The 21,297-nt window shown below is 73.9% G+C and carries 16 protein-coding genes and 2 tRNA genes; 8 read left to right on the top strand and 10 right to left on the bottom strand.

Annotated elements, in window-relative coordinates; all coding sequences use genetic code 11:
- Positions 1-194: 194 nt before the first annotated feature.
- Positions 195-2,186, top strand: a complete 1,992-nt coding sequence (locus tag ACSNOD_RS13945) for a putative bifunctional diguanylate cyclase/phosphodiesterase (RefSeq protein ID WP_436767216.1) — start codon at positions 195-197, stop codon at positions 2,184-2,186.
- Between the two features lie 6 nt (positions 2,187-2,192).
- Here ACSNOD_RS13945 and ACSNOD_RS13940 read toward each other — a convergent pair whose 3' ends face one another.
- On the bottom strand, positions 2,193-3,272 hold the full coding sequence (locus tag ACSNOD_RS13940; RefSeq protein WP_436767215.1) for an LLM class flavin-dependent oxidoreductase: 1,080 nt from the start codon (positions 3,270-3,272) through the stop codon (positions 2,193-2,195).
- 821 nt (positions 3,273-4,093) lie between these two features.
- On the opposite strand from ACSNOD_RS13940, the gene ACSNOD_RS13935 reads away from it, so the two are divergent.
- On the top strand, positions 4,094-4,852 hold the full coding sequence (locus ACSNOD_RS13935; protein ID WP_436767214.1) for an IclR family transcriptional regulator: 759 nt from the start codon (positions 4,094-4,096) through the stop codon (positions 4,850-4,852).
- Between the two features lie 72 nt (positions 4,853-4,924).
- Positions 4,925-4,998, top strand: a tRNA-Lys gene (locus ACSNOD_RS13930).
- A gap of 70 nt (positions 4,999-5,068) precedes the next feature.
- Here ACSNOD_RS13930 and ACSNOD_RS13925 read toward each other — a convergent pair.
- The 3 genes from ACSNOD_RS13925 to ACSNOD_RS13915 form a co-directional block, all read right to left on the bottom strand.
- Positions 5,069-5,659 carry a lytic polysaccharide monooxygenase auxiliary activity family 9 protein gene (locus ACSNOD_RS13925; protein ID WP_436767213.1) on the bottom strand — a complete coding sequence of 197 codons (591 nt, stop codon included), beginning with the start codon at positions 5,657-5,659 and terminating at the stop codon, positions 5,069-5,071.
- 76 nt (positions 5,660-5,735) lie between these two features.
- The gene (locus tag ACSNOD_RS13920; protein WP_436767212.1) at positions 5,736-6,407 is read right to left on the bottom strand and encodes a nucleoside/nucleotide kinase family protein; all 672 of its coding nucleotides are present in this window, start codon (positions 6,405-6,407) and stop codon (positions 5,736-5,738) included.
- 63 nt (positions 6,408-6,470) lie between these two features.
- Positions 6,471-7,406, bottom strand: a complete 936-nt coding sequence (locus tag ACSNOD_RS13915; protein WP_436767211.1) for a DUF3152 domain-containing protein — start codon at positions 7,404-7,406, stop codon at positions 6,471-6,473.
- A gap of 293 nt (positions 7,407-7,699) precedes the next feature.
- Here ACSNOD_RS13915 and ACSNOD_RS13910 point away from each other — a divergent pair.
- The 3 genes from ACSNOD_RS13910 (at position 7,700) to ACSNOD_RS13900 (ending at position 12,092) form a co-directional block, all read left to right on the top strand.
- Positions 7,700-7,773 (top strand) — tRNA-Lys (locus ACSNOD_RS13910).
- A gap of 429 nt (positions 7,774-8,202) precedes the next feature.
- Positions 8,203-10,164, top strand: a complete 1,962-nt coding sequence (locus tag ACSNOD_RS13905) for a glycosyltransferase family 2 protein (protein ID WP_436767210.1) — start codon at positions 8,203-8,205, stop codon at positions 10,162-10,164.
- Complete coding sequence (locus ACSNOD_RS13900; RefSeq protein WP_436767209.1) at positions 10,161-12,092, top strand: galactose oxidase-like domain-containing protein; 1,932 nt, start codon at positions 10,161-10,163, stop codon at positions 12,090-12,092. Before ACSNOD_RS13905 ends, ACSNOD_RS13900 begins: the two co-directional genes overlap by 4 nt.
- Positions 12,093-12,216: 124 nt before the next feature.
- Here the strand turns inward: ACSNOD_RS13900 and ACSNOD_RS13895 are convergent, their stop codons facing one another.
- From ACSNOD_RS13895 to ACSNOD_RS13880, 4 genes are all read right to left on the bottom strand, one after another.
- Positions 12,217-13,281, bottom strand: coding sequence for a glycoside hydrolase family 6 protein (locus tag ACSNOD_RS13895; RefSeq protein WP_436767208.1), 1,065 nt, complete (start codon positions 13,279-13,281; stop codon positions 12,217-12,219).
- Between the two features lie 195 nt (positions 13,282-13,476).
- Positions 13,477-14,151, bottom strand: a complete 675-nt coding sequence (locus ACSNOD_RS13890) for a class F sortase (protein ID WP_436767207.1) — start codon at positions 14,149-14,151, stop codon at positions 13,477-13,479.
- 5 nt (positions 14,152-14,156) lie between these two features.
- A complete protein-coding gene (locus ACSNOD_RS13885) occupies positions 14,157-15,035 on the bottom strand; it encodes a hypothetical protein (RefSeq protein WP_436767206.1) in 879 nt (292 codons plus the stop codon).
- Positions 15,036-15,251: 216 nt separating this feature from the next.
- Positions 15,252-16,031 carry an HAD-IIA family hydrolase gene (locus ACSNOD_RS13880; protein WP_436767205.1) on the bottom strand — a complete coding sequence of 260 codons (780 nt, stop codon included), beginning with the start codon at positions 16,029-16,031 and terminating at the stop codon, positions 15,252-15,254.
- Positions 16,032-16,237: 206 nt separating this feature from the next.
- Here ACSNOD_RS13880 and pip point away from each other — a divergent pair, with 206 nt between their 5' ends.
- On the top strand, positions 16,238-17,227 hold the full coding sequence (gene pip / locus ACSNOD_RS13875) for a prolyl aminopeptidase (protein WP_436767204.1): 990 nt from the start codon (positions 16,238-16,240) through the stop codon (positions 17,225-17,227).
- Here the strand turns inward: pip and ACSNOD_RS13870 are convergent.
- Together ACSNOD_RS13870 and ACSNOD_RS13865 are read right to left on the bottom strand one after the other, a co-directional pair.
- On the bottom strand, positions 17,217-18,626 hold the full coding sequence (locus tag ACSNOD_RS13870) for a hypothetical protein (protein ID WP_436767203.1): 1,410 nt from the start codon (positions 18,624-18,626) through the stop codon (positions 17,217-17,219). The genes pip and ACSNOD_RS13870 overlap by 11 nt on opposite strands.
- 278 nt (positions 18,627-18,904) lie before the next feature.
- Positions 18,905-20,059, bottom strand: coding sequence for an ROK family transcriptional regulator (locus ACSNOD_RS13865; RefSeq protein WP_436767202.1), 1,155 nt, complete (start codon positions 20,057-20,059; stop codon positions 18,905-18,907).
- A gap of 56 nt (positions 20,060-20,115) precedes the next feature.
- Here ACSNOD_RS13865 and ACSNOD_RS13860 point away from each other — a divergent pair, with 56 nt between their 5' ends.
- Positions 20,116-21,222 carry a Gfo/Idh/MocA family protein gene (locus ACSNOD_RS13860; RefSeq protein WP_436767201.1) on the top strand — a complete coding sequence of 369 codons (1,107 nt, stop codon included), beginning with the start codon at positions 20,116-20,118 and terminating at the stop codon, positions 21,220-21,222.
- The last annotated feature ends 75 nt before the right edge of the window (positions 21,223-21,297 follow it).

Raw genomic sequence — 21,297 nt, 5'->3', positions numbered from 1 at the left:
GGTCCGGCAGCGCGTACGGCGGTGCCACCCCCACGTACAACTCCACCCCCGTGTACGGCCCCGGCGACCCGTACGGCGCCCCGCCCGCGTACGGCCCCGGCGAGGCGAACAGCCCGGGCGGCGGCGCGGCCGTCCTGCCGCTGGCCGCGCTCGACGCCCCCTGGCTGCCGCGCGACACCACCGCCTGGCACGGCATGGGCAGCGGCGCCCCCGAACCGGAGTCGCGCCCGCGCCCCGAGGCGGGCGGCCCCGGAGGCCCCGGCGCGCCCGGAGAACCCGGCATGCTCGGAGAACCCGGCGCGCTGGGAGAGCCCGGCGCGCCCGGAGAACTCCGCGTGCCCCTCGGGGCCGGTGAGCCGCTGCCCTCCACGATCGGGCGGCTGGAGATCCCCGCCGCGGACGGCGGGCCCGGCCCCGGCGCCCGCCGGCGCTCCCTCGACCGGCTGCTCAACGCCGAGCACCGGCGCGCGGCCGAGCTGCGCGACTACCACGCCGCCTTCAACGCGGCCCAGCTGGCAATGGCCGTCGTCGACCGCGACGGCCTGGTGGTGAGCGCCAACCGCGCGCTGGGGGCCCTGTTCGGCGCCGAGCCCGCGCGGCTGACCGCCGAGGCCGCCTCGGACCTCGTGGGCCTGGGCAACGACTCGCGCACCTGGACCGCCTACCGCGAGGTGCTGCGCGGGCGCAGCGACCGGCTGCGGTGCACCCGCCGCCTCAAGCGCGCCGACGGCCAGACGATGTGGGCGGAGGTCACCGTCGCCCCGGTGGCCGGCTCGACCAGCGTGCTGCTGTCGGTGGCGGACATCAGCGACCGCCGTGAGCTCCAGGCGCGGCTGCGCCACCTCCAGATGCACGACGGGGTGACCCGGCTGCCCAACCGCACCCTGTTCTTCGAACGGCTGGCGGGGGCGCTGGAGGCGGCGGCCTACGAGCGCGGCGGCACCGGCCGAATCGGGCTCTGCTATCTGGATCTCGACGGCTTCAAGGCGGTCAACGACACCCTGGGCCACCGCGTCGGGGACCGGCTGCTGGCCGCCGTGGCCGAGCGGCTCACCCAGTGCGTGGACGAGGCGGGCTACGGCAGGCGGTGCGGCCATCTGGTGGCCCGGCTGGGCGGCGACGAGTTCGCCATCCTGGTGGAGGAGTCCACCGGTACGGAGCAGTTGGCCGAGCTGGCGACGTCCGTACTGGCCGCGCTGGAGCGCCCGTTCGACCTGGACGGCCAGCGACTGTCGGTCTCGGCGAGCATCGGGGTCGTGGAGCGGGCGGCGGCCGGCACGACCGCCACAGGACTGATGCAGGCCGCGGACACCACGCTGTACTGGGCGAAGGCGGACGGCAAGGCCCGCTGGACGCTCTTCGACCCGGAGCGCAACGCCCATCGGATGACCCGTCAGGCGCTGTCCAGCACCCTGCGCCCGGCCATCGAGCGGGGCGAGTTCACCCTGGAGTACCAGCCGCTGGTGAGCATGGGCGACGGCGCCGTGCGCGGGGTGGAGGCCCTGGTCCGCTGGCGGCACCCGCAGTTCGGCATGTTGTCGCCGGATCGTTTCATCGGATTGGCGGAGGAGGACGGCTCCATCGTCGAGCTGGGCCGCTGGGTGCTGGGGACGGCCTGCCGCCAGGCGCGCCGCTGGCAGGTCGAGCACCCGGACGCCGCGCCGGTGTTCGTGAGCGTCAATGTGGCCGTGCGCCAGGTCTGGGACTCCGACCTGGTGGCGGACGTGGCGGGCATCCTGGCCGAGACCGGGCTGCCGCCGGGGCTGCTGCAGCTGGAGCTGACCGAGTCCGCGGTCATGGGGTCGGCGGGCCGGCCGCTCCAGGCCCTCCAGGCGCTCAGCGACATGGGGGTCTCGATCGCCATCGACGACTTCGGGACCGGCTACTCCAACCTCGCCTACCTCAGCCGGCTGCCGGTGTCCGTCCTCAAGCTCGACGGACTCTTCGTCCGCGGCTTCCAGGAGGCGGAACATCCCAATCCGGCCGATGAAACGATTGTCGAGGCATTGGTCCAGCTCGCCCACCGGCTGGGCCTGTCGGTGATCGCCGAGTGCGTGGAGAGCGCGCAGCAGGCGGAGCGGCTGCGGCGCATCGGCTGTGACACGGGGCAGGGGTGGTACTACTCCCGCCCCGTGCCCCCGGACCGCGTCCCCGCGCTGCTGCAGCCCGCGCGCGCCGGCGCGTGAGCCGCGTCAGCCCACGGCCACCGGCAGCCCGTACGCGTCGGCGATCAGATCGTAGGAGCGCAGCCGCGCCTCCGGCCCGTGCGCGTTGCTCGTGATCATCAGCTCGTCGGCGCCGGTCCGCTGGGCCAGCGCGGTCAGCCCGTCCCGCACGGCGTCGGCCGTGCCGTGCACCACATTGGCCAGCCAGCCGTCGACGAACTCCCGCTCGACCGCGCCCAGCGGGTGGGCCGCCGCCTCGTCCGGGGTGGGGATGAGGCCGGGTCGGCCGGTGCGCAGCCGGAGCATGGCGAGCGCTCCGGTGAGGACCTGGCGGCGGGCCTCGCGCTCGTCGTCGGCGGCGAGCGCGGAGACGCCGATCAGGGCGTAGGGGCGGTCCAGCGCCGCGGAGGGGCGGAAGGACTCCCGGTAGAGGTCGAGCGCGGGCAGCGTGTTGGCCGCGGAGAAGTGGTGGGCGAAGGCGAAGGGCAGGCCGAGCGCCCCGGCGAGCCGGGCGCTGAAGCCGCTGGAGCCGAGCAGCCACACCGGCGGCCGGGCGGTGGACTGGACCCCGCCGGGGACGGTGGCCTGCACGGGCCCCGGCACGGCGTGGATGCGGCGGTAGGGGTGGCCGTCGGGGAAGTCGTCGTCCAGGAAGCGCACCAGCTCGGCGAGCTGGCGCGGGAAGTCGTCCGCGCCCTCGTGGAGCGCGTCGCTCCGGCGCAGGGCGGCCGCGGTGTGGCCGTCGGTGCCGGGCGCGCGGCCCAGACCGAGGTCGACGCGGCCCGGGGCGAGGGCCTCCAGCGTGCCGAACTGCTCGGCGATCACCAGGGGGGCGTGGTTGGGCAGCATCACCCCGCCGGAGCCGAGCCGTATCCGGCCGGTGTGGGCGGCGAGGTGGGCGAGGATCACCGCGGGCGAGGAGCTGGCGACGCCCGGCATGGAGTGGTGCTCGGCGACCCAGAAGCGGTGGTAGCCGCGGCGCTCGGCGCGGCGCGCGAGCTCCACGGTGGTGCGCAGGGCGTCGGTGGCGGTCAGGCCGCTGCCGACGGTCGCCAGGTCCAGGACGGACAGCGGTACGGGGGCGCGGCCGCGCGCGGTGCCCAGGATGCCGTCGCCGGCCTCCCGTACGCCGCCGTCCTGGGCACCGCGCGCCCGTACGCCACCGTCCTGGGCACCGCCGTCCCGTACGCCGTCCTCGGGCCGCCCGCCGTCGTGCCGCTCGCCGTCGTGTCGCCGTTCCTCGCTGGGCCGGGTGTCCGCCACCGCTGTCCGCCTTTCCGGTCGTTCTGGGGTCCGCCCGCTTAACCGGAGAAGCTCTCCGGTTATTCCCGCACGGCCCCGCCCGGAGGAGCCGGCGAGAGCCCCCGCACACCGGCGCGCGACACCCGCCGACCGGCGTACGACACCCGCGGGCCCGCGTACGACGCCCGCGGACCGGCGCGGGGCGCCCGCAGGGCCGCCGCATGACACCTCGCACCGCCGCCGTCACCCTCGCGCGATGGACGCGCGGGCGATTGCCTGTGTGGGACACGAAATGACTTTCGGCCCGAACCCTCACCGCGGGCAGCGCCCGCCCGGCGCCGCGGACGGCTCCGGCCCGCCGGCCCGGCCGGGGATCTCCGACAAGGGCGAACGCCCCGAGAACGGCCGGATTTCGGGGGTCGCCGGGTGGCCGGACCACCCCTCGCGAGGCCCCGTTCGGCGTCACCGAAAGTGAGGTTTTAGGCCAGCGGCATATGCCAGCGTGGTGAACTCCTGCATAGAGGGGTGGACCGGTTCACCAATGTGCTCAACAGCGGCTCCATACCGCCTCCTTGGCGGCTATCGTGGTACACAGCCAAGTCGTCGGCCACGCACGGACTGCTCATCGGCCGTGACCAGCCGCGACGGCCACGATGCAAGCGGTTACAACCTGGTAGGGGGACACCGTGGCGCAGAAGCCCGAGCCGACCGCGCCGTTCCACTCGGTGCAATACGCCCTTCGAGTGCTCGAAACGGTCGCCAAGCACAGCGGTGGTGTGACCGATGTGCAGATCGCCCGTGAGACCGGGCTGCCGACAGGCCATCTCTCCCACCTCCTGCGGATGCTCCGGCACGAGGGATACGTGGAACAGGTGGCCGACGGCGCCTATGTCGTGGGCGAGTCCCTGGTGCTGATCGGGTCCGGGGCCAACCGCGAGCTCGCCCTCCAGGCCAAGCTGCAGCAGACCCTCGCCGAGCTGCGCGACGTCGTCGGCGCGGCGGTCTACATCAGCCGGTACATCGACGGCGAGGTCAAGGTGACGCAGTACGCCGACGGGCCGCGCACCCCGAAGGTCAACGAGTGGGTGGACTTCCGCTCGGCGGCCCACGCCAGCGCCGTGGGCAAGTGCCTGCTGAGCCAGCTCGACTACAACGACCGCCGCGACCACCTCTCGCGCCACAAGACCGCCCGGCTCACCTCGCGGACGATCACCAACGAGAAGGTGCTCTTCACCAAGCTGGACAACCAGCCGCCCACGGTGCCGGTGCTGGACCTCCAGGAGTACGCGGTGGGCACGGTCTGCGCGGCCGTGCCGATCACCGCCGGCAAGTCGGTGGGCTGTCTGGCGCTGTCCATGCCGGTCGAGCACGCCCATCGGCTCCGCAAGGCCGCGGACACCCTCAACCGCCGGGCGGCCCCGGTGCTGCTCTCGCTGGCGATCTGATGGCCCGGACCTCGGACGGCACGGTGGTCACGAGCACCCCCGGGGACCAGGTAGTATTTACTTCGTCAGCGAGCGCCGCTAGCTCAGTTGGTTAGAGCAGCTGACTCTTAATCAGCGGGTCCGGGGTTCGAGTCCCTGGCGGCGCACGTAGGGTTCCGGCCCCCTCACCGACGGTGAGGGGGCCGGAGTCGTTTTCGGACGTTCATTCCGCTGTCGCTAGAACTGCACGTCCGAGCACGCGTAGAAGGCGTTGCCCGTGTCGGCGATCGTCCACACGCCGACGATCAGGTGTTTGCCCGTGCGGTCGGCCGGGATCGTGCCCTGATGGCTGACCGTGGTGCCGGGCCGGGTCCCGTTGAAGGGGACGGTCAGGAAGGGCCGGGTGTCCAGGGCCGCCCTGGTCAGCGGCTGCTTCGGGTCGTATCCGCTCCGGGTGAGGTAGTAGCGGAAGTCGGTCGTGGCGTGCGGGGCGGTCAGCCGCCAGGTGAAGGTGTACTTCTGGCCACCGGTGACCTTGGTGGCGGGCCAGGCGCCGCCCCGCGGGTCGTCGAGCTGGGCGAACTGGCCGTTGCCGCCGCTGCAGATCCTTCCGTCGGCCGGGCCGCCGGAGGGGAAGCCCTTGGGGCCCTCGACGCTCTGCGGCTCCCACTGGATGGGGCCGCAGTTCTTCACCGTGCCGTTGGCGCAGAGCGCCTGGCGGCTGATCGGCAGGTTGGGGTAGCCGTGGCTGCTGGCGCCGCCGGTCGCGAGTACGGAGGCGCCGACGACCCCGAGGCCGATCACCGCCGTCCTGATCCTTTTGCGCATGCTTCGCTCCTGAACGTGGGGGAGGTTCGTCGAGCTGATCGGCGCGCCACGGTTCAGGTCCAGACCAATCCTCACGCTAGGCCGGTGGATTGGTCATGTCCATACCAACGTGAGGGATTATTCGCGCACAGGCCGACCGCGACCTCTCGACCTGTTCACCATTGGGGCGGTCGTTGGTGTCCACCCAGGCCCGCGCCCCCGCCGCGTCCCGGCCCCCCGCCAGCTGCCGCCTGATCAAGCGCGCGTCCCGCACCTCCGCGGGCGCGTCGACGTACCAGACCTCGGCCATCAGCTCCCGCGCCGCCGGCCAGCCCGGCTCGGCGCAGGCGAGGTAGTTCCCCTCCGTCACCACCAGCCGGGCCGTCGGTGCCACGCGGTGGCGGGCGGCGACGGGCTCGTGCAGCTCCCGGTCGTAGTCGGGGACGTAGAGGTCGCGCTCCGGCTCGGCCATGACCCGGCGCAGCAGCGCGACATAGCCCCAGACGTCGAAGCTGGGCTCGGAGCCCTTGCGGGAGGCGAGCCCCAGCCGGTCGAGCTGCGCGTTGGAGAGGTGGAAGCCGTCGAGCGGCAGATAGCCGGCCGATCCGGCGCCGTGCTCCGCCTCGATCCGGGACACCAGCGCGGCGGCCAGGGTGGACTTCCCCGCGCCGGGCGGCCCGGCCAGCCCCAGGATCGCGCGCCGCTGTCCGGCGCCCTCGGCGCGCTCCACGAGGGCCCAGGCGTCCCGGGCGAGTTCCGCGATCCCCATGCCCGGACTATAGGAGGGCCGGGGCACCCGCCGTCGCGCCCGCCCCGGCGGCGGGCGGTGGCCTCAAGCGCGCGCCTCGCGGTCCGGGGCCGGCGGGGGATACGGGTCCGGGCCGGGATACGAGTCCGGGCCGGGGTAGGAGTCCGGGCCGGGGTGCGGGAACGGCCAGGGGTTGGGGCGGCAGGTCCGGCCCTCGGAGGTGAGCGACTTGGTCTGCTGCATCATGACCGGGGCGAGCTCCCCCGCGCCGGAGCAGCTCTCGTGCTCCCGGCCCAGCCGGTGGCCGACCTCATGATTGATCAGCATCCGCCGGTAGCCCAGCATGTCGGCGCCGAAGGACCGCGCGCCGCGGGCCCAGCGATAGGCGTTGATCATCACATAGGGCGTGGCGGCGGCGTCGCAGCTGACGTTGTCGCCCGTGGTGTCCAGGCCCGACCCGCGGCACCAGGCGGCCGTGGTGCCGGGGCTGGCCAGCCGCAGCACGAAGTCCGCCGGCCCGCCGGTGACCTGCCGGAAGGTGGCCTTCCCGGCGTGGGCCCAGCCGCGCTCGTCGTTGAGGGTGCGCTGCACGAGGTCGGCGAAGAGCACCGGGTCCAGCGGCAGGCCCCGCTCGGCCTCGACGCGATAGCGGTACTCGCGGCCCCGGCCGGTGCCGCGCGGGTCGGCGGTGCCGCGCACCACGTCGAACGTTCCGCCCAGGGCGAGGTCCGGGGCGAGCGCGAAGCGCTCCTCGACGGCGTGGCGGGAGGGGTCCCGGTCGCGGACCGCCCGCCGCTGGGCGACCCGACCGGTGCCGGCCCCCTGCCCGGGCCCGAGGGTGTCGCCGGAGGAGGAGCCGGGCCCGTAACCGGAGAGCGCGTGGGACCCGGAGCCGCCGTACGGGGCCACCGGGGCGGGTGGCGTGGCCGACGAGGGCGCCCCGGCCGGGACCGCTCCCCCGCCGGACGCCTCCCAGGCGCCGGCGAGCGACAGCAGGAGCAGCCCGATCGCGGCGCCCACCCGGCGGTGGCGCGCGAGCGCGCGGCGCGGACCACCGGGGCGGCCACGGCCGGCCGGAGAGGGGGGAAACGGCCCGGAGCCGGCCATGCGCCTGCCCTCCTCCCGACGGTTCGGCCCACACCCTAAGGCCGGGCGAAGCCAACCGGAGCGCACTACTCCGGCGACACGCCCCCGGGGTGACCGCCGTCACATTTCCCGCCGAATCCCCCCGGAACGCCGCCGGAAACGCCCCCGCGGCCCCTCGCGCGTACGCGGCACCTCCCGGCATCGGGTAAGGTTTTCCTCGTCAGCGCGCGCCGCTAGCTCAGTTGGTTAGAGCAGCTGACTCTTAATCAGCGGGTCCGGGGTTCGAGTCCCTGGCGGCGCACGTAAGGCTCCGGCCCCCTCACCGACGGTGAGGGGGCCGGAGTCGTTCTCGTCCGCGCCCCATCTGCCACCACGCTTCCCCCAATGAGCGCGTATGCCCGGTAAACAGCTCGTTTCACCCTTGCGATCACGAGAGGGGGTCCGGGACCCTATCCTGGACCCACTGGCTTCCGTGGCTCCTCTGACTCCAGGAGCGTGGACGGGTCGACGAGTTGGGGGCTCGACGTCGGTTGTGTGCGCCGCGGGGTGGGGGCCCCGGTTCATCGGAGGGTGTCGGAGCGGGCATCATGCAACCGGAAGGCAGCCTTTCCATGTCTTGTGGGGAGGCGGCCCGACAGTGCTGTGCCCGAGTCGATGATCGAGGGGGATCGGCGACGCGGGCCCGAAGACTTACGAACACGCAGCCAGCATGCGTGCGGGGGGATGACTCATGACGTCGACGCCGACCGGCGCCCGGCACTCGTACGATCCATCGACGACGACGAAGCTGCGGGTGCCGCCGCAGCATCGGACGGGCCCCGGCCGCCATGGTCAGCCGCGCACCAGAAAGCCCCTGCCGCGCTACGACTACGAGCACTACAGCCGGCTCGCCGGCCCCCTCACCCAGCCCGATCCGAGCAAGCCCTACCGGGTCAGGTACCGCAGTCTGCTGGCCGAAGAGCCGCACCGCATCCGCGCCGCGCTGCTCCTGGGCGCGGCGCCGCTCGTCTCGCTGGGACTCTTCGTCTGGCTGATGCAGCCGGGCCACTGGACCCGGCGCGACAACGCCTCGGCCACCCTGGTCGCCCTCGATGTGGTGATGCTGGTCTCCATCGGGCTGATCGAGCTGTTCCGCACCCTCAACGTCATCTCCAACGCGCACGCGACCCTGGTCGCCCGCGACCCGGTGCCCGTGGTCCCGGAGTCCGGCACCCGGGTCGCCTTCCTCACCTCCTTCGTGCCCGGCAAGGAGCCGCTGGAGATGGTGACGAAGACGCTGGAGGCGGCGGTGCGCATCCGGCACCGCGGGCTGATGCACGTCTGGCTGCTCGACGAGGGCGACGACCCCGCGGTGAAGGAGGTGTGCGCCCGGCTGGGGGTGCACCACTTCTCCCGCAAGGGCGTCGCCAAGTGGAACCGGCCCAGCGGCCCGCACCGGGCCAAGACCAAGCACGGCAACTACAACGCCTGGCTCGACGCGCACGGCGACGACTACGACTACTTCGCCTCCGTCGACACCGACCACGTGCCGCTGCCCAACTACCTGGAGCGGATGCTCGGCTTCTTCCGCGACCCCGATGTCGCGTTCGTCATCGGGCCCCAGGTGTACGGCAACTACGACACGGCCGTCACCAAGGCCGCGGAGAGCCAGCAGTTCCTCTTCCACGCGCTGATCCAGCGCGCGGGCAACATGTACGGCGGGCCGATGTTCGTCGGCACCAGCAACGCCGTACGGATCAAGGCCATCAAGGGCATCGGCGGCCTCTACGACTCCATCACCGAGGACATGGCGACCGGCTTCGAGCTGCACCGCCACCGCAACCCGGCCACCGGCAAGAAGTGGAAGTCCGTCTACACCCCGGACGTGCTCGCCGTCGGCGAGGGCCCCACCGCCTGGACCGACTTCTTCACCCAGCAGCTGCGCTGGTCCCGCGGCACGTACGAGACGATCCTCAAGCAGTTCTGGAAGGCGCCCTTCTCGCTGCCGCCGGGCAAGCTGTGGAACTACACCCTGATGGTGATCTTCTATCCCATCTCCGCGCTGAACTGGATTCTGGCGGCGCTCAGCTGCGCGCTGTTCCTGGGCTTCGGGGCCTCCGGCGTCCAGATCGACCCGGCGATGTGGATGATGCTCTACGGCAACGCCTCGGCCCTCCAGATCGGCCTCTACATCTGGAACCGACGGCACAACGTCTCCCCGCACGAGCCGGAGGGCTCGGGCGGTGTGGCCGGCATGGTGATGTCCGCGCTGTCCGCGCCGATCTACGCCCGTTCGCTGATGGACGCGGTGCTGCGGCGCAAGAGCTCGTTCGTCGTCACGCCCAAGGGTGACTCCTCCAGCCCGGACACGCTGTTCGGCACCTTCCGCATCCATCTGTTCTTCATCCTGGTCTTCGGTGGCTCGCTCGCCTCCTCCTTCTACTTCGGGCACAGCCACCCGGCGATGATCATCTGGTGTTCGCTCGCCCTGCTGATCACGGCGGCGCCGATCATCGCCTGGAGCTGGACCACGCGACAGGAGAAGAAGAAGCGCGGGACCGCGCGGCGGGGCGGACGAGCGGTCACGGCGGAGCGGGAGACCGTACCGGCCGCGCTCCCGGAGCCGCAGCCGCGGCCCGAGGCACAGCCCCGGCCGGACCGGGTGACGGATGAGGAGACCATGCAGATCGTGCTGGGGGGACGCAACACATGAACTACCGACCGAGCCGCCGCACCCGCCGCCTCGCGATCGCGACGGCGGCGGTGCTGGTGGTGGGCGGCATGAACGGCCCCGCGCTCTACCGCTTCGGCACGGAGAAGTACCACGCCTACAAGATCAACCGGCCGGAGTACAAGGCGGCGAACGGCCACTGGGACCTGCTGGACGTCCCCAAGGAGTACCGGATCAACTCGATCCACGCGGCGCTGCTGCACACCGGCAAGGTGCTGCTGATCGCCGGCTCCGGCAACAACGCCAAGATGTTCGCCTCCAAGACCTTCCGCTCGGTGCTCTGGGACCCGAAGACCAACACCTTCAAGAACATCGAGACGCCCAAGGACATGTTCTGCGCCGGGCACACCCAGCTCCCGGACGGCAAGCTCCTGGTGGCCGGCGGCACCCAGCGGTACGAGAAGCTGGAGGGCGACGTCGAGAAGGCCGGCGGGCTCATGATCGTCAAGAATGAGAACCCGGACAAGCCGATGACGCTGCCGGCCGGCACGCTCTTCACCGGCAAGGCGAACGGCAAGACCTTCGAGGCCAAGGACGCCGTCCTGGTGCCGCGCGCGAAGAAGACCACCGACCCGAAGACCAAGAAGGTCACGGTCACCGCGAGCGAGGCCCGGGTCTATGTGGAGGCCCGGGAGAAGGGCGAGGAGCACTCGACCGGCGACACGGACAACTACCGCGTCGAGGGGCTCTCCGGCGACGACGCCCGGAACACCTACGGCATCGCCAACAAGCTCTCCTTCGACAAGAAGGACTTCCAGGGCATCAAGGACGCCTACGAGTTCGACCCGGTGGCCGAGCGGTACGTCCCCGTCGACCCCATGCACGAGGCGCGCTGGTACCCCACGCTGACCACGCTCGAGGACGGCAAGGTCCTCTCGGTCTCCGGCCTCGACGAGATCGGACAGGTGGTCCCGGGCAAGAACGAGGTCTACGACCCCAAGACCAAGAAGTGGACGTACCTGCCCAAGCAGCGGTTCTTCCCCACGTACCCCGCGCTCTTCCTCACCGAGGGCGGCAAGCTCTTCTACACCGGCTCCAACGCCGGCTACGGCCCGGCCGACCAGGGCCGCACCCCGGGCATCTGGGACGTGAAGACCAATGAGTTCACCGAGGTGCCCGGGATGAGCGACCCGGACCGGCTGGAGACCTCCATGTCGGTCATGCTGCCGCCCGCCCAGGACCAGAGGTTCCTGGTGATCGGCGGCGGCGGGGTCGGCGAGTCCAAGAAGTCCAGCGAGAAGACCCGGGTGGTCGACCTCAAGCAGCCCTCGCCGGCCTTCAAGGACAGCGCCCCGCTGGAGGAGGGCACCCGCTACCCCGGCGGCTCGATCCTCCCCGACGACACCGTCTTCGTCTCCGGCGGCTCGCGCGACTACCGCGGGCGCAGCGGCAGCAACATCCTCAAGGCCCAGCTGTACGACGCCAGGAACGGCACGTTCAAGCGGGTCGCGGACCCCACGGTCGGCCGGAACTACCACTCCGGGACGATTCTGCTGCCCGACGGCCGGGTCATGATCTTCGGTTCCGACTCGCTCTTCGGCGACAAGGACAACACCAAGCCGGGCGTCTTCGAGCAGCGGATCGAGATCTACACCCCGCCGTACCTCTACCGGGACACGCGGCCCACGCTGGACTCCGGGCCCCAGGCGGTGCGGCGCGGCGAGAGCGCGACCTTCGCCACGCGGTACTCCGGCAGTATCAAGACGGCGCGGCTGATGCGGCCGAGCGCGGTCACCCATGTCACCGACATCGACCAGCGCTCCATCGCCCTGGATTTCAAGAAGACCGACGGCGGCATCTCCGTCACGGTCCCCAAGGACCGCACGCTGGTGCCCTCCGGCTGGTACATGCTCTTCGTCACCGACGACCAGGGCACGCCGTCGGAGGCGCGCTGGGTCGAGGTTCCGTAAGCCACGTCGACGGGAAAGGGCGGGCCCCGGTCGGGGCCCCCCCTTTCCGTTGCCCCGCTTATCGCTTCCGTTGCCCCGCTCACCGCTCGCGGGCGTCGCGGGGCTCACTGCTCGTGGGCGTTGCTTACTGCTTACGGGCGTTGCGGGCGAGGTCCAGCGCGTACTGCGGCCACCACTTGCCGGCCTCCGGGCCGCCCTTGCAGGTGCCGTCCGACTCCCCCGGGCGCTTGATCCACAGATAGGCGTCGACCAGCTCGTCGCCCGTCTTGGTGGTGGGCGGCTCGCCGAGCGCGCGGCCCGGCGGATTGCACCAGGCCTCCGGGTCCTCCTTGCCGGGCGCCGGGCCGTTGCCGTTGCGGCTGGTGTCGATCACGAAGTGCTTGTTGCCGATCTTCGCGGAGAGCTTCCGGCCGTACTCCTTGTTCGCCTCGGTGGTCTGGTAGTTGGAGGTGTTGAGCGCGAAGCCGTCCGCCTTCTCGATGCCCGCCCGCTTGAGCGGGTCCACCATGCGGCCCGGGTCCTTGATCCAGTGCGGATTGCCCGCGTCCAGATAGACCTTGGTGGCCGGCAGCGCCTTGAGCCGGTCGACGGCCTCCGTCAGCAGGGCGAACCGCTCCTCGTGGAACTGCTGGGGGGTGCAGCCGTCCACCACGTGCGGCAGGGCGTCCGGCTCCAGGACGACCGTGGCCGGCCGGTCCCCGATGCCCTTGACCACCTTCTCCAGCCAGGCGCGGTAGCTGTCGCCGTCGGCGGCGCCGCCCTTGGAGTACTGGCCGCAGTCGCGGTGCGGAATGTTGTAGAGCACCAGCAGGGCGTCCCGGTCCGCCGCGGCGGCGGCCTCGGTGAAGCCCCTGGTCTGGCCCTCCGGGTCCTCGACCCCGATCCACTCGGCGACCGGCTGCCTCGCGATCCGCTCCAGCAGCTCGGCGTCCTCCTTCCGGCCCGCGGCGCGGAAGTCGGCCGCCTGCTGGGCGGCGTTGCCCTCGGGATTCACCCAAAAGGGAGCGACGGCCTTGGGTTGCTGCTGGGTGCGCGGAGAAGCCGACGTGCTGCGGCGGGGCTCGCCACCGCCGTCGCCTCCCGTCGACACGCAACCGGACAGCATGAGAAGCGCGCTCACCGCGCCCGCACCCACTGCCAGCCGGGCACCCAGCGCGCTGGGCCGTCGGCCGGAGTAACTGCCGTACATCCACTCCCCCTTGGGTACGGAACGAGGACCGGTCGTATCAATCCTGACATACCTCTACGTCGCGCCTCGACCCCGGACGGATGTGCGGGGGTTCGTACGGACGTGGCCCGCCGGACCGTTCGGCCGTGCCGCCGTGCCGTGCCGGCGGTTCATACCACCGAGCCGTGCCGACGGTCCGTACCAGCGGGCGGGCGGTCAGCGCGCACCAGTGAGATACGCGGAGACCACCACGTTCGCCGTATAGGAGCGCGCGGCACGGTCGTAGGCACCGCCACAGGTGATGAGCCGCAGCTCCGCCCGGCCGGGCTTCCGCGCACCGTACACGCGCCGGGCGTCGAAGCGCTCGCGGGGGAAGACCTCCACGCCCTCCACCGTGAACTCCGCCACCGAGCGATCGGCGCGGACCACCCGCACGCGCTCCCCCGCCCGGACCTGCCCGAGGCGGTGGAAGACGGCGGGCCGGGTCTCGGTGTCCACGTGACCGACCAGCAGCGCCGCGCCGGCCGAGCCGGGCCGCGGGCCGTCACCGTACCAGCCGACGGCGTCGGGGGTGCCGTACGGCGGTGGGTCGACCGCCCCGTCGGCGTCGAGGCCGCGTTCGACGATCCGCGCGGCGATGCCGAGGGAGGGGACCTCCAGCCGCATGGGCGCGGCCTCGGGCAGGGGGGCGAGGGCGCGGGGCGGCCGGGCGGCGGGGCGGCCGACCGCCGCGACGCCCCCCGCGCCGGGGTCGGACACCGGCCGGGCGCCGGTGACCTCGCGGCCCCACAGCCAGAGGCCGAGCAGCACCACGGCCCAGGTGACGCCGGTGAGCAGGCGCGCCAGGCCGGGCGAGCCGACCGGAGCGGTCCGGTCCCGGGGCGGCGGCACCGCCGTCAGTCGCCCGCGGAGCCGTCGGCGGCCGAGCCGGAGCGCCGGCGGCGGGCCGCGATGCCGGCGACGGCCAGGCCCGCCGCGCCCGCGAGCCCGACGCCCACGATGGTCTGCCGGGTGCCCGGCCCGCTGTCGTCGGCGGAGGCGGCGATCGGGGTGGCGCCCTCGTCCCGGGGCCGCTCGCCGGCGGTGCCGCCACCGCCGGCCCGCACGGGCGCGGTCGGCGAGGCGTCGGCGCGGCGGTCGCCGCTCACCTCCACCGTGGACTCGGCGAAGGCGGGGCGGCCGCCGCACTCCACGGTCACCCCGTAGGAGCCGGCGGGCGCGGTGGAGCGGACGGTCGCCTCCGCGGACAGTTCGCCGCCCGCGGTGGGGGCGAGCCGGGCGTCGGTGACGAACGCCTCGGACTTGGCCACGGCGTTGCGGTCCGCGCAGCCGTCGAGCTTCAGATCGAGCTCGCCGCCGGGCTCGACGGAGGAGGGGGTGAGGCGAATCCGGCCGGCCGGGGCGGCGCGGTCCCCGGCGCGGCCGGCGTCGGGTGCCGGGCGGGGGCCGTCCGGCGCGGGGTCGGCTCCGCCGACGGGGGCGGCGGGATCGGCGTCCGGGCCGGTGGACGAGGGCGCCTCCCCGGTGCCCTCCTCCGCGAGGCCCGTGAGGCCGGTGAGGCCCGCGTGACCGTCGGCGCGATCGGTGCCCTCGGTGCGGTCGGTGCCGTCGGTGCCCTCGGTGCCCGAGCGCGGCGCGGCGGAGCCCGGTGGCCCGGGAGGGGGCTCCTGCCCTTGCGCGAGGGCGGGCCCCGGAAGGGCCAGCGCCGTCGAGCAGATCGCCGCGGCCGCGGCGGCCGCCACCGCGAGGCGTCGGGAAAGTCGGACAGAGTCCATCGTGAACCTCCTGGTCCTCCCAAGGGTTCACGGGAAGGCCCCGCACTCGCACCCGGAACGTAGTCGTACTACTCCGTTAGGTGACAGAATGCGACCGGATCGGCCCAGATGGACATCCCAATCGGGCGATAACGGTCAGAGACGGACAGGCGCGCGCAGGCGGGGCCGCGCGCTCGGACGCGGCGGCCCCTCCGACGCAGTGGCCCCTCGGACGCGTCAGACGCGGTCGACCAGGTCCGCGATCGAGTCCACGATCCTCGACGGCCGGAACGGATAGCGCTCGACCTCCTGCGGCCGGGTCAGCCCGGTGAGCACCAGGAAGGTCTCCATCCCCGCCTCCAGCCCGGCCAGCACATCGGTGTCCATGCGGTCGCCGATCATCGCGCTGGTCTCGGAGTGGGCGCCGATGGCGTTGAGCCCGGCCCGCATCATCAGCGGATTGGGCTTGCCGACGAAGTACGGCTCCCGCCCGGTGGCCTTGGTGATCAGCGCCGCCACGGAACCGGTCGCCGGCAGCGCGCCCTCCGCCGAGGGGCCGGTCTCGTCCGGGTTGGTGGCGATGAACCGCGCGCCGTTGTTGATCAGCCGGATGGCCTTGGTCAGCGCCTCGAACGAGTACGTCCGCGTCTCGCCCAGCACGACGTAGTCGGGCTCGGCGTCGGTGAGGACGTACCCGATGTCGTGCAGGGCCGTGGTCAGGCCCGCCTCGCCGATGACGTAGGCCGTGCCGCCGGGCCGCTGGTCGTCCAGGAACTGGGCGGTGGCCAGGGCGGAGGTCCAGATGTTGGGGACCGGCACGTCCAGGCCCATCCGGGCCAGCCGCGCGTGCAGATCGCGCGGGGTGTAGATCGAGTTGTTCGTCAGGACGAGAAAGGGCTTGCCGGAGTCGCGCAGCCGCTTGATGAACGAGTCGGCGCCCGGGATCGGGATGCCCTCATGGATCAGCACACCGTCCATGTCGGTGAGCCAGGACTCGATGGGCTTGCGCTCTGCCACGTATCGGCTCCCGCCGGTCGAACGGATCGTACGGTCACTGGCTGCCAGCGTATACGGCGTCCTAGGCTGGCAGCCCGGCCGGGCCGAGGGCATGGGGTCGCGGACCGGAGGGGCATGGGGTCACGGGCCGGAGGGCCGGGGTGGCCGAGGGGCGAGGGCCACGGGGCGAGGGCCGCGGGGCACACGCGGGCGGGAGGGGCCGGGAGATGCGCACGGTGTATCCGGAGATCGAGCCGTACGCGTCGGGGATGCTCGACGTCGGCGACGGCAACCACGTGTACTGGGAGGTCTGCGGCAACCCCGCCGGCAAGCCCGCGCTGGTCGTCCACGGCGGGCCCGGGTCGGGGTGCGGCACCGGCGGGCGGCGGATGTTCGACCCCGCCCGCTACCGGATCGTCCTCTTCGACCAGCGCGGCTGCGGCCGCAGCACCCCGCACGCGAGCGACCCCGCGACCGACATGCGGCACAACACCACCGGCCATCTGATCGCCGACATGGAGCGGCTGCGCGAACACCTGGGCATCGACCGGTGGCTGCTGTACGGCGGCTCGTGGGGCTCCACGCTGATCCTCGCCTACGCGGAGGAGCACCCCGAGCGGGTCTCGGAGATCGTCATCGCCTCCGTCACCACCACCCGGCGCTCGGAGATCGACTGGCTCTACCGGGGCGCGGGCCGGTTCTTCCCCGAGCAGTGGGAGCGGTTCCTCGCGGGCGCGCCCGGCACGCCGCGCGACGGCGACATCGTCGGGGCGTACGCCCGCCTCGTCGAACACCCCGACGCGGCGGTGCGGGAGAAGGCCACGGAGGACTGGTGCGCCTGGGAGGACGCGGTCCTGTCCGGGGAGACGAAGGGGGCCTCCCGCCCGTACGGGGGCCGGCCCGAGGCCGACCGGCTGGCGCTGGTGCGGATCTGCGCGCACTACTTCTCGCACGGCGCGTGGCTGGAGGAGGGCGCGCTGCTGCGGAACGCCGGGCGGCTGGCCGGCATCCCCGGGGTGCTCGTGCACGGCCGGCTCGACATGAGCGGGCCGCTGGACACGGCGTGGGAGCTCGCCCGGGCCTGGCCGGACGCGGAGTTGATCGTCGTCGACGAGGCGGGACACCTGGGGAGCGATGTGACGCGCCGTCATGTCGTGGACGCGCTGGACCGGTTCGCCGGCTCCGACCCCGCGGGGGAACGGGCGCTCAGCGTCTGAGGCGGCGGGAGAGCGCGTAGGCCGCGCCGCCCGTCGCCAGCAGCGCGGCGGCCACGGCGGTGAGGGTCGCCAGATGGGCCGGGGCGTGCGTACGGCCGCCGGTCCGGGCCAGTTCGGCGGCCCAGGGGCCGGGGCCGGTGGCCTCGGGGCGTACGAAGTCGTCGGGGCTCGGCCGCTCCTCGCGCCGGATGGCGAACGCGTACGGCTCCGACGTGCCGACCCACGCGCCGTCGTCCGCGCGGCGCTGCACGGCGGCGACGCTCAGCCGTACGCGGTCCTCGGCCACGCGGTCGGGGAACCGCAGGCGGACCGTGACCGTGACGGTGCGCCCGGCCGGCACCTCGAAGCCGGGGAAGCCGCCGTCGAACACGCCGATGTGCTCGTCGCGGTCGGTGGTCTCGAAGCGGACATCGCGCCAGGCGCGCGCCCCGGGGTCGTAGAAGTCCAGCTCGATGGCCTGGTCGGTGAGGGCGCGGCCCTCGTCGACGACGACGGCGACCGGGTGCACGCCGTGGCACGCGGCGCCCGTGGTGTTGCGCAGTTCGACGGCCCAGGACTGCCAGTCGCCGCCCGGGGCGTACGCGTCGGGGCCGCCGTGCACGCGGGTGGAGATCGGAAAGTCGGCGCCGGACGCGGCGTCCCCGCAACGGGGTTCCGGGGCGGGTGTGCCCACGGGGCGGGCGGCCCGGGCCGCCCGCCCCGGCAATGCCCGCGCCCCGGCGGCGGGCGGCGCGCCAAAGGCGGGCGCCTCGGCCACGACTTGGGCAGGCGCACCGGTCACGGGACCCGCGCCGAAGGCGGACGCCCCGGCCGCGACTTGGGCGAGCGCACCGGTCATGGGCTGCGCCCCGGCGACCGGCCGCGCGCCGGAGATGGGCGCTGCGGCCACGGCTTGGGCAGGCGCCCCGATCACGGACTGCGCCCCGGCGGCGGGACCCGCGCCGAAGGCGGACGCCCCGGCCGCGACTTGGGCGAGCGAACCGGTCATGGGCCGCGCCCCGGCGACCGGCCGCGCGCCGGAGACGAGGCGCACGCCGGAGATGCGCGACGGAGCGGCGGCCCGTGCGGGCCAGGCGGCCTGGGCCGCGGCCCGCGCGAGCGGCGCGGCGACCGGCCGCGCGCCGGAGGTGGGCGCTGGGGTCACGGCTTGGGCAGGCGCCCCGATCACGGACTGCGCCCCGGCGGCGGGACCCGCGCCGAAGGCGGACGCCCCGGCCGCGACTTGGGCGAGCGAACCGGTCACGGGCTGCGCCCCGGCAACCGGCCGCGCTTTGGAGACGAGGCGCACGCCGGAGACGCGCGGCGGAGCGGCGGCCCGTGCGGGCCAGGCGGCCTGGGCCGCGGCCCGCGCGAGCGGCGCGACGACCGGCCGCGCGCCGGAGGCGGGCGCTGAGGCCACGGCTTGGGGAGGCGTACCGGCGACCGGCCGTGCCCCGGCTCCAGCCAGCGGGGGCGCGGCGGTCGCGGGGGGCGTGCCGCTCGACGTTGCCAGGGCCGCGAGCACCGTGGCGGCGCCCGCGGCGAGAGCGCTGCGTACCCGCATGGGAACCCCCGTCCGTCGTGGAGCCGGTCGGTCCCGAACCTGCCACGCGCTCCGCCGCCGCCGGGCCCGCCCCGCCCGCGCCGGTCCCGATTCCCACCGTTCGGCCTATGATCCGCTCATCACACCGACGGTCATCACACCGAAGGTCGGCCCATCGCCTCGGCGCGGAACAGCCGTGGGGCCGCGCCCCCGCGGCCGAAGAGCGGAGCCAGGACGAGGTGCGCCGCGCCGTCGGCCACCGTACGGGCCCCGCCGGGCGCCATGGCCACGGGCACCGTACGGCCGTCGCCCGCCCGCGCCGCACGCTCGGCGAGCACCGCCCCCACCCCGCGCAGGAACGTATCCGCACCGGCCACGGCGATGCGGCCGCCCAGCAGCACCCGGTCGATGTCGAGCAGCCCCACGAGGTTGGCCGCGCCCGTGCCCAGCACCCGTGCCGCCTCCGCGTGGTCGCCGCGGGCGACCGCGGCCAGGCACAGGGCCTCCAGACAGCCGCGCCCCCCGCACTCGCACTCCGGCCCGTCCAGCACAACCACCTGGTGGCCGAACTCGCCCGCGCCCGTGCGCGCGCCGCGGTGCAGCGCCCCGCCGAGCACGAGGCCGGCCCCCAGCCCCGTACCGAGGTGGAGGTAGGCGAAGGACTCCCCCGTGGCGGCGGGCCGCAGGGCCAGGCCCAGGGCGGCGGCGTTGGTGTCCTTGTCGAGCACGACGGGCAGCTCCAGCCGCCGGGCGAGCGCGTCGCGGAGGGCGTACCCCTCCCAGTGCGGCAGCCCGGTGACCCGCCGGAGCACGCCCGTGGCGTGGTCGAGGGGGCCCGGGCAGGCGACCCCCGCGCCGAGCACCGGCCCGACCGGAGCCACCGCGTCCGCCTCCCGGAACAGCGCCCGGACCTCCTCGGCGGCCCGGGTCACCACCCGCTCGGCCGGAGCGCCGAGGTCGAAGGGGGCCGTCCGGGTGACGACGGACTCGCCGGTGAGGTCGGTGAGGACGGCCGTCAGCTCGTCGCGGTCCAGATGGAGGCCGACGGCGCTGCCGGCGTCCCGCACCAGGCCCAGGGCGGTGCGCGGCTTGCCGCCGGTGGAGGCACGGCGCCCGGCCTCGGTCGCGAGCCCCTCCGCGCGCAGCCGCGCCGTGATCTTGCTGACGGCCTGCGGGGTGAGCCCGGTGCGCTCGGCGATCTCCGGCCGGGAGATCCCCTCCGGCCCCGCGACACGCAGCAGATCGAGCACCAACGCGGTGTTGTGGCCGCGCAGCACGGGAAGATTGGCTCCGGATTCACCCCTGTTCACCCCCGTATTCTCCCCTGCGCTTGCGCTTTGGCAACAGCGTTGTTTAAGTGGCTTGCATGACGCGCACAGGCACCCGTACCGACCATCACCCCCTCCGTGTCGGTCTCGTCGGATACGGTCTCGCGGGCTCCGTCTTCCACGCCCCGCTGATCGCCGCCACCGACGGGCTGGCCCTCGACACCGTCGTCACCTCCGACCCCGGGCGGCAGCGGCAGGCCCGCGCCGAGCACCCGGAGGTGCGCCTGGCCACCACGCCCGACGAGCTGTGGGACCGCGGGCACGAGCTCGACCTGATCGTCCTCGCCTCACCCAACCGCACCCATGTGCCGCTCGCCACCGACGCCCTCAAGGCCGGCCTGCCCGTGGTCGTCGACAAGCCGATCGCCGGGACCGCGGCGGAGGCGCGCGCGCTCGCCGCGCTGGCCGAGGAGCGCGGACTGCTGCTCTCGGTCTTCCAGAACCGCCGCTGGGACAACGACTTCCGCACCCTGCGCCGGCTGATCGACGACGGTGAGCTGGGGCGCGTGCTGCGCTTCGAGTCCCGCTTCGAACGCTGGCGCCCGCAGCCCAAGGGGGGCTGGCGCGAGTCCGGCGACCCCGCCGAGATCGGGGGACTGCTGTACGACCTGGGCAGCCACGTCGTCGACCAGGCCCTGGTGCTCTTCGGCCCGGCCGTGCGGGTCTACGCCGAGGCCGATGTGCGCCGGCCCGGCGCCGAGGCCGACGACGACACGTTCATCGCCGTCACCCACGCCGGCGGCGTCCGCTCCCATCTGTGGGTCAGCGCCACGGCCGCCCAGCTCGGCCCCCGCTTCCGGGTGCTCGGCAGCGAGGCCGGCTACGTCAAGTACGGGCTCGACCCGCAGGAGGCCGCGCTGCGCGAGGGCCTGCGGCCGGGCGGCGGCGCCGAGTGGGGCGTCGAACCGGAGGCCCTGTGGGGCCGGCTCGGCGCCGGCGAGTCGCCGCTGACCGGGGGCGGGGAGCCGGTGCCCACCCTGCCGGGCGACTACCCCGCCTACTACGCCGGGATCGTGGACGCGCTGCGGAACGGCACCCCGCCGCCGGTCACCGCCCGGGAGGCGGCGGCGGCCCTGGACGTGCTGGAGGCGGCGCGGGTCTCGGCCCGCGAGGGCCGCACGGTCACGATCGGAGCGGACGCGTGAGCGCGGCGAGGAGTTCGGCGCGGAACTCCTCGACCTGCGGCGAGTGGCCGGCGAAGTCGACGCCGGGAAGGGGCC

Source organism: Streptomyces sp. URMC 123 (assembly GCF_051386515.1).
Lineage (GTDB): Bacteria > Actinomycetota > Actinomycetes > Streptomycetales > Streptomycetaceae > Streptomyces.
This window is presented reverse-complemented; position numbering and strand designations above follow the sequence as displayed.

Coding starts and splice junctions, on each gene's coding strand:
- ACSNOD_RS13945 (WP_436767216.1), top strand. CDS start 195: ATGGGCAGCGGCGCCCCCGAACCGGAGTCGCGCCCGCGCCCCGAGGCG.
- ACSNOD_RS13925 (WP_436767213.1), bottom strand. CDS start 5,659: ATGCGCAAAAGGATCAGGACGGCGGTGATCGGCCTCGGGGTCGTCGGC.
- ACSNOD_RS13920 (WP_436767212.1), bottom strand. CDS start 6,407: ATGGGGATCGCGGAACTCGCCCGGGACGCCTGGGCCCTCGTGGAGCGC.
- ACSNOD_RS13905 (WP_436767210.1), top strand. CDS start 8,203: ATGACGTCGACGCCGACCGGCGCCCGGCACTCGTACGATCCATCGACG.
- ACSNOD_RS13900 (WP_436767209.1), top strand. CDS start 10,161: ATGAACTACCGACCGAGCCGCCGCACCCGCCGCCTCGCGATCGCGACG.
- ACSNOD_RS13895 (WP_436767208.1), bottom strand. CDS start 13,281: ATGTACGGCAGTTACTCCGGCCGACGGCCCAGCGCGCTGGGTGCCCGG.
- ACSNOD_RS13885 (WP_436767206.1), bottom strand. CDS start 15,035: ATGGACTCTGTCCGACTTTCCCGACGCCTCGCGGTGGCGGCCGCCGCG.
- pip (WP_436767204.1), top strand. CDS start 16,238: ATGCGCACGGTGTATCCGGAGATCGAGCCGTACGCGTCGGGGATGCTC.
- ACSNOD_RS13860 (WP_436767201.1), top strand. CDS start 20,116: ATGACGCGCACAGGCACCCGTACCGACCATCACCCCCTCCGTGTCGGT.